Below are 7,835 nucleotides of genomic sequence, written 5' to 3' on the forward strand. Positions count from 1 at the left end.
GGGAGCGAATCCCCGGGAGCATAGGTAACTTGACCGGGGTGAGCAAGTGCAGCCAACAAAGAGGTAACTTGAAAGATAACGCGTATATAAGTTTGCAAACGTGTAAATAGCCTTGTTAAGGTAAAACGATGTGACTGTGTTTTCTTTAGTCTTAACCACGACCATTTTATCAAGACCGACACAAACCAGGAGAAACCGAGTATGTCCGTTGAACATGTTTTAACCATGATTGAAGAGCATCAGGTGAAGTTTATTGATTTGCGTTTCACTGATACCAAAGGCAAAGAACAACATATGACCATTCCTGCTCATCAGGTTAATGCAGACTTCTTTGAAGATGGCAAAATGTTTGACGGATCTTCAATCAGCGGTTGGAAAGGGATTAACGAATCTGACATGGTACTGATGCCAGACTCAAGTACAGCTATGCTTGATCCCTTCTTTGACGATGCCACATTGATCCTACGTTGTGACATTCTAGAACCAGGCACCATGCAAGGTTATGATCGTGATCCCCGTTCCATCTCCAAACGTGCTGAAAACTTCCTGCGTTCAAGCGGAATTGCCGATACTGTCCTGTGTGGACCAGAACCTGAGTTTTTCCTGTTTGATGATGTGCGCTTCGGCAGTGCCATGTCTCATTCTTACTATTACATCGATGATATCGAAGCTGCATGGAATTCCGGGACGCAATACGAAGGCGGTAACAAAGGCCATCGGCCTGCGGTAAAAGGCGGTTATGCTCCGCTGCCTCCGGTTGATTCTTCGCAGGATTTACGTTCAGCGATGTGCCTGACGATGGAAGAGATGGGGTTGGTTGTAGAGGCTCACCATCATGAAGTAGGAACAGCAGGCCAAAATGAAATCGCTACCCGCTTTAACACTATGACCAAAAAAGCGGACGAAACCCAGATTTATAAATACGTCGTACATAATGTCGCGCACAATTTTGGCAAAACCGCAACCTTTATGCCAAAACCACTGGTTGGTGATAATGGCTCCGGTATGCACTGCCATATGTCTCTGTCTAAAAACGGTACTAACTTGTTTGCCGGTGACAAATACGGCGGTCTATCTGAACTAGCGCTATTCTACATTGGCGGTATTATCAAACATGCTCGTGCGCTGAACGCGTTTACCAACCCAACAACCAACTCTTATAAACGTTTGGTTCCGGGCTATGAAGCACCGGTGATGCTGGCCTACTCTGCCCGTAACCGTTCAGCATCTATCCGTATTCCCGTTGTCGCCAGCACCAAAGCTCGCCGTATTGAAGTACGTTTCCCTGATCCGGCAGCTAACCCTTATCTGGCATTCGCCGCTCAATTGATGGCTGGCCTTGACGGCATCATCAATAAAATCCATCCCGGTGATGCGATGGATAAAAACCTGTATGACCTACCACCGGAAGAAGCCAAAGAGATCCCCACTGTCGCCTCTTCTCTGGATGAAGCACTGGCAGCGCTGGATGCCGATCGCGAATTCTTGACCCGTGGCGGAGTATTCACCGATGACGCCATTGATGCTTATATTGACTTGAAAAACAGTGAAATAGAGCGTGTCCGTCTGACACCACATCCACTGGAATTTGAACTCTATTACAGTGTGTAATTAGCAGCGCCGTTTCCGCTGATCATTTTTTGTTGCCGTGAAACCTTTAGCCCATCTTCGGATGGGCCCTTTTCCTACCATCTAAATTTCAGGCTTTGACTAGGTTTTACGCTCGAACATGATACAGTGCACCAAAAAAGTGCAGGAGTGTGGATGAAAACGGAAAATCTGCCCGATAGCGGGCAAATATTAAATTCGCTCATTAACAGTGTACTGGTACTGGATACTGATCTCGTCATCCGCTATGCCAACCACGCAGCACTACAATTATTCGCTCAGAGTGCCCGTAAATTATTCGGTACACCTCTTCCAGTACTGTTCAGCTATTTTTCACTGGATACAGAATTGATGCGCTCTAGTCTGGTCAGTGGCCAGAGTTTTACTGATAACGAAGTAACATTAGTGGTTGAGAACCGCTTTCACATTATGTCGCTCAGTGCCCAACCAATTTCCGAGCAGTTCATCTTGCTGGAACTGGCACCTATGGATAGTCAACGCCGGTTAAGCCAAGAGCAGGTACAACAAGCTCAGCAGATAGCCGCACGGGAATTGGTTCGGGGGCTGGCACATGAAATCAAAAACCCCCTTGGTGGGTTGAGAGGAGCCGCACAATTACTGTCAAAAGCACTGCCTGATCCTGCTTTGCAGGAATACACCCAAGTGATTATTGAACAAGCCGACCGATTGCGCCATCTGGTAGACAGATTGCTTGGCCCACAACATCCGGGTGAACGAATTAAACAAAGCATTCATTATGTTGCTGAACGGGTCTCCCAATTAGTCTCGCTGGAAATGCCGGATAACGTCACACTGGTAAAAGATTATGATCCCAGTTTGCCAGAACTGGCCCACTATCCTGATCAAATTGAACAGGTATTGCTAAATATCACCCGTAACGCCTTACAAGCGCTAGAAAAACAGGGGGGAACCATTACCCTCCGCACTCGTACTGCTTTTCAAATTACCTTGCATGGCAAGCGCTATCGTCTGGCTGCCAGAATTGACGTGGAAGATAACGGGCCAGGTATCCCGCCACAAATTCAGGACACCTTGTTTTACCCAATGGTCAGTGCGCATGAAGGCGGAACAGGTCTTGGTCTATCCATTGCTCACAATTTAATAGACCAACACTCCGGCAAAATAGAATTTACCAGTTGGCCGGGGCACACAGCATTTTCTATCTACTTACCAATTAAGAAATAGAGGATAACGATGCAACAGGGAAAAATCTGGATCGTTGATGATGACAGTTCAATCCGCTGGGTACTGGAGCGGGCGTTAAGTAACGCGGGGATGGAATGTACCAGTTTTGCAGACGCGGATAGCGCCCTGACCGCACTAGCCCAAAACACGCCTGATGTACTGATTTCGGATATCCGTATGCCGGGAATGAATGGGCTAAACCTATTGAATAATATCAAACAGAGCAACCCGTTGCTGCCAGTCATCATTATGACCGCTCATTCTGATCTGGATGCTGCGGTCAGTGCTTATCAGCAAGGGGCTTTTGACTACTTACCAAAACCCTTTGATATTGATGAAGCCGTTGCCTTGCTGGAACGAGCACTTAGCCACTCCCGCGATCAGAATCAGCCAACTAAAAACCCGCAGGTCGTCACACCCGTTTCTGACATGATAGGAGAGGCGCCTGCCATGCAGGACGTTTACCGCATTATCGGCCGCCTCTCCCGTTCCTCTATCAGCGTCCTGATTAATGGCGAATCCGGTACCGGAAAAGAGCTGGTGGCCCATGCGCTGCACCGTCACAGCCCACGGGCCAATGAGCCATTTATTGCCCTTAACATGGCAGCCATCCCTAAAGATTTAATTGAGTCAGAGTTGTTTGGTCATGAAAAAGGGGCTTTCACCGGCGCTAATCAAGTACGTCATGGGCGGTTTGAACAGGCTAATCGCGGTTCACTGTTTCTTGATGAAATTGGTGATATGCCTCTGGACATTCAGACCCGTCTGTTACGGGTATTGGCGGAAGGCCAGTTCTACCGAGTTGGCGGTTATGCTCCCGTAAAAGTGGATGTGAGAATTATCGCGGCAACCCATCAGGATCTGGAACGTTTGGTAGAGCAAAGTAAATTCCGTGAAGATCTCTATCACCGCCTCAATGTTATTCGTATGCAATTACCGCCTTTACGTGACAGAGTAGAGGATATCCCTCGCCTGACCCGCCATTTCCTACAACAGACCGCCAAAGAGTTGGGCGTAGAAACAAAGATTCTCCATCCTGACGCAGAAATGGCCTTAATGCGCTTACCCTGGCCGGGCAATGTTCGCCAGTTGGAAAATATCTGCCGTTGGCTGACAGTCATGGCAGCAAGCCAAGAGGTACTGGTACAAGATTTGCCGCCTGAATTATTTGAAACTCATCATACCGAAATCGACACAACAACATCTGTAAATACCGTACCGGCAAATACGACAGCTACAAATACAACACCGGAAAACTGGCCGCAGCTACTTGCCCAGTGGGCAACAAGCGCCTTGGAAAACGGTCAGCAGGATCTGCTATCCGAAGCATTACCGTTATTGGAGCGTACCTTACTTGATTGTGCCCTTAAGCATACCAAAGGCCATAAACAAGAGGCAGCACGATTGCTAGGTTGGGGACGCAATACTATTACACGGAAGTTAAAAGAACTTGGGTTGGAGTAAGGAGATAATATCTCCATCCCTATAACCATTTTGTGGAATTTAATATATCAGATTCCCCATTAGCAGGATTAAATAACCGATCTCGATCACACTTTATACTATCCATTCAGACAAGGACACAATACTACACTAAAGCCGATGTCACTATTATTCCTGGCACGGGTAATACCGCTGGAATAAAAAAGCGACGTTGACAAAGTTTTTAGATTGATTAATCAAACCAGTGTTGAAATGCAGACAGTAAAACCACTTGATATAAAATTTTAGGGATCGTTATAACTGATTGACTAGCTGTATTATATCTGATAAAACCAGTATCAAGCGTGATTAATTTACGATCAATCGAGATAATAGAATCGACAAAAGGCAAGATTGAGCAGTATCTATCACCTTCCAGTTGAAGACGACAATTTTGTCCAAGAAACGGCGTATCTGAAAGAATAGCGCTTCCTGATAAGGAGAAACCCAATAACCTCAGAAATCCTGATGTACCTCATTGAGAATGTGTGACGCACTACCAACGTAGTTATATGCAGCTAACTTAACCCTGACCAAAGTTACAGGGGTATATTGAGTAATAACCTAATTTAAAAAAACCACAACCTCGGTTGTGATTTAGATTCAAACCAGTAATTATAGGGTTGGTTTAAAATAATGAAATGGTGTCGGATTATTATGGCAGTTATTTTGTTTTATTCTCTTTTCGTTGGTATGATGCAAGTATTGTCGCTTAATTTTTATGTTTTTCATGATTATTTTGGCTGGTGGAAAATTCCAGCCAAAGTGGCCGCTGCTATAGCCTCTCTTTACGTTTTTGTTCTACTTGTTAAGTTTTTGCCTCTTATTATTGTTATTTTTATATGTAGCTTGGTTATGGTGGTAAATGTATGGCATTGGTCATTATGGATTTCGATCCTTATACTTATTTGGCCGGTTATTGTTGTCTTGTCTTATTGCGTACTAACCAAAAGCCTGAAATATAATACATCAGACTAGTACTACAACCATAATTCTCTTTCCCAACAGACAATACATTCATAGAAAAGCTTAAATCATACTATTTCTCAGTATTGTAATTATCAGAAAAAATACAATCTCACACTGGAGCTGGCTACAAAGAATAACGGAACTTCATTACACATGTTGATTATTTTTTATAGAATAAATCAAAATATTTGGAATTTATATTTTATTTTACGGAAACCAATATCTGACATTGTACTTTTTTAGTGAATTTTTGTTACTTGATTGATATAGTTATTTTTATATAAATATGTTATCTTAATTTTTATTAATTAAGATAACATATGGATGACAGAGGTACATTAATGCAACAAATAAATAATGCTCTAGTTAATAGCTCAGTTATAGCTGAGGACAAACTAACTGTAATGATGATATTCTGCTTTCAATTATTATCATCTACAAATACAGATGAAGTTAATATGCATATCTCTGATGGTAGGGTATTAACACTGAAATTCGAAGAAAATTTAATTAATCATTGATTTGGAGCTTATGTATGGAATCTAGTATCGAAAATGACCTCTGGAAAGAGGTAGATCGGCAAAATGATTTGCTTTGGAGAATAGAAGAAGCTAAGCGTGTAGCGGGCCTCAGTCTCGAAAGGGCAGTAAATGACACTATAGAATTAGGTGAAGAGGTCGTAGATACTATAGGCTTAGGTATGAGACGTAAGCTCTGGCAACTTTCATATTTTTTTGACGGTTATGAAGATGTATACGGAAGGATAAAAGAAGAAGATCACAGAATGAAATTAAATCTGATGGATCTTAAAAATGAAAATAAAAGAAAATTCATTTCGAGAATAACAGAAATATATGTTGATGAAGTATTTAAAGGTAATGAAGAAAAGGAAAAAGAAAGAATATATGGAAAAATATTAAAATTTTCCGCTAAAGTGACAATAGGTAAATCAATTAAATTAAGTGTATCAGCTATAATAGCAGAAGCCATATATTTAAATTTAATTAAAAAAACCATAGTGAAAAATGTAGCCAAGCGATTTATAAGTGGATTATTAAATATTGCCCAATTTTATGGATATTATGAGAAAGCATCAATATCAGCAAATAGACTTAAAATAACATGTCCACAACTCTATTGGGCTTTGTATTTTCAAAAACTGGAAATGTTATATTTTATAGTTGAACCTGAATTAGAAAAAGGAATTTATTTAATAGAAGGATTTAGGAATAAGCAGGTCAGCGAAGAAGAAGTTGCACGTGTACTTGCACATATGATGGGTGATTGAATTTATATATGAAAAATAAAACATTTAGTAAAGGGTGGTTCAAAAATCTTTTTTATGTATTTATTAAAGAATTATTGTGGTCAAATATGCCCGTTGTAGCCATTTTTATATGGGGGATTGTATCAGTGTATTTCTTCCCCGATGAATGGTGGATTGCATCTTTAATAGGAAGTATTGTAATTGTTGTTCTATTTCTTGTTCTCACATATTTAAGTGAAAGAAAAAAAAGCTAAGCATATATGCTTAGCTTTAATTTTTAATAAATTCGTTCATCCCATATACTATAGGCTGATGTTCCTGCTGTTACATGGTTCCATGTAATGGATTTATATTTAAGAAAAATTTTCTCATACGGCATTAACTCATTACTATTAATTGAATTTGGATAAGTACAGGAAATATCAACAATAGTTGCTTCTGTAATTTTTACTTCATAAAAAATCTCTGACTGCCCTGTCTGACTTGTCCTATAAAAAATAAAAACACCATTCAATGATTCGTTAGAATCTATAGCCATAGCCAACAATGGGGATGATTTATCAATAGGCTTGATAAATTGTATGGGATGATGACTTACGTTCTAGTTACGAGTTATTGCGTGATTTAGACTGAGTACCTGTATTTGATCTTCATGTCCTTTTTGGTATCGATTCCCTATAGAATCGAGGGTTGAGCATCCAGCTGATATTAAGCCTTGTTTCTTACCATTTAATGTTAGATAAATCATGTATGACATAAAGATTACCATCCTAGTTTTTTATTCAAATGATGTTAACTCGATATTTGGGCTAAAGAAAAAAGTAACTTAACATATAAAAAAACTTATGAATACCGGAAGGATTTTTTCAGTGAAAAGTTAACTGTGTTTCCCTCCAAAACATAGCTCACGAGCAGTTAAAATCACATACTCGGCCCATAATTACGATAAGGTTTATTTTTCAGCGCCGGTTGCTCTAACTTCTGCTACCTTATCGCTTGTTCTGTTTGTAAAAACTCTCAAACTGTTGGAGCTGCGCTGTCCATTCGGTCACACAATTGTTTAAGTAATCGACTTGTTTCAACAACGTGACGTTTTCTTCCGAGGCTCACTCGAACATGTTTTGCAAGGAGAACTCTATTTACGATTTTGTATAATTGCCCTTTTATTTAAATAGATATATACCTGTGCTCATTGAAACTGCTTGATTTTCGCCCAAATGAGGTTCAGGGTATCCGTCATGAAAATATTCATTACCGATGAACAAAAAGCCGAACTTGAACACCTCCATCACACCTGCCGTGA

General features: G+C 40.8%; 6 protein-coding genes and 1 pseudogene. 6 read left to right on the forward strand and 1 reads right to left on the reverse strand.

The genetic code is table 11. The annotated features are described in order from the left end of the window. Positions 1 to 201 precede the first annotated feature (201 nt). The 6 genes from glnA (at position 202) to AACQ83_RS17625 (ending at position 6,786) form a co-directional block, all read left to right on the forward strand. Positions 202 to 1,611 carry a glutamate--ammonia ligase gene (gene glnA / locus AACQ83_RS17600; protein WP_112878925.1) on the forward strand — a complete coding sequence of 470 codons (1,410 nt, stop codon included), beginning with the start codon at positions 202 to 204 and terminating at the stop codon, positions 1,609 to 1,611. A gap of 153 nt (positions 1,612 to 1,764) precedes the next feature. Further along, positions 1,765 to 2,814: a nitrogen regulation protein NR(II) gene (glnL, locus tag AACQ83_RS17605; protein ID WP_112878926.1), complete on the forward strand. Its 1,050-nt coding sequence runs from the start codon at positions 1,765 to 1,767 to the stop codon at positions 2,812 to 2,814. 9 nt (positions 2,815 to 2,823) lie between these two features. Then, positions 2,824 to 4,278: a nitrogen regulation protein NR(I) gene (glnG, locus tag AACQ83_RS17610; RefSeq protein ID WP_112878927.1), complete on the forward strand. Its 1,455-nt coding sequence runs from the start codon at positions 2,824 to 2,826 to the stop codon at positions 4,276 to 4,278. A gap of 675 nt (positions 4,279 to 4,953) precedes the next feature. Further along, positions 4,954 to 5,274 (forward strand): hypothetical protein, encoded by a 321-nt coding sequence (locus AACQ83_RS17615; protein ID WP_240000848.1) that lies wholly within the window; start codon positions 4,954 to 4,956, stop codon positions 5,272 to 5,274. Between the two features lie 526 nt (positions 5,275 to 5,800). Continuing rightward, positions 5,801 to 6,553, forward strand: a complete 753-nt coding sequence (locus AACQ83_RS17620; protein WP_112878930.1) for a hypothetical protein — start codon at positions 5,801 to 5,803, stop codon at positions 6,551 to 6,553. Positions 6,554 to 6,561: 8 nt separating this feature from the next. Next, on the forward strand, positions 6,562 to 6,786 hold the full coding sequence (locus AACQ83_RS17625; RefSeq protein WP_049583998.1) for a hypothetical protein: 225 nt from the start codon (positions 6,562 to 6,564) through the stop codon (positions 6,784 to 6,786). 23 nt (positions 6,787 to 6,809) lie between these two features. Here AACQ83_RS17625 and AACQ83_RS17630 read toward each other — a convergent pair. Continuing rightward, positions 6,810 to 7,289 (reverse strand): annotated as a pseudogene (locus AACQ83_RS17630) (Hcp family type VI secretion system effector). Between the last annotated feature and the right edge of the window lie 546 nt (positions 7,290 to 7,835).

Origin of the sequence: Photorhabdus sp. S10-54 (assembly GCF_963878145.1) — a bacterium.
Classification (GTDB): domain Bacteria; phylum Pseudomonadota; class Gammaproteobacteria; order Enterobacterales; family Enterobacteriaceae; genus Photorhabdus; species Photorhabdus kayaii.

Bases quoted from the DNA above. Each gene is read 5' to 3' on its own strand.
- glnA (WP_112878925.1), top strand. From the start codon at position 202: ATGTCCGTTGAACATGTTTTAACCATGATTGAAGAGCATCAGGTGAAG.
- glnL (WP_112878926.1), top strand. From the start codon at position 1,765: ATGAAAACGGAAAATCTGCCCGATAGCGGGCAAATATTAAATTCGCTC.
- glnG (WP_112878927.1), top strand. From the start codon at position 2,824: ATGCAACAGGGAAAAATCTGGATCGTTGATGATGACAGTTCAATCCGC.
- AACQ83_RS17615 (WP_240000848.1), top strand. From the start codon at position 4,954: ATGGCAGTTATTTTGTTTTATTCTCTTTTCGTTGGTATGATGCAAGTA.
- AACQ83_RS17620 (WP_112878930.1), top strand. From the start codon at position 5,801: ATGGAATCTAGTATCGAAAATGACCTCTGGAAAGAGGTAGATCGGCAA.
- AACQ83_RS17625 (WP_049583998.1), top strand. From the start codon at position 6,562: ATGAAAAATAAAACATTTAGTAAAGGGTGGTTCAAAAATCTTTTTTAT.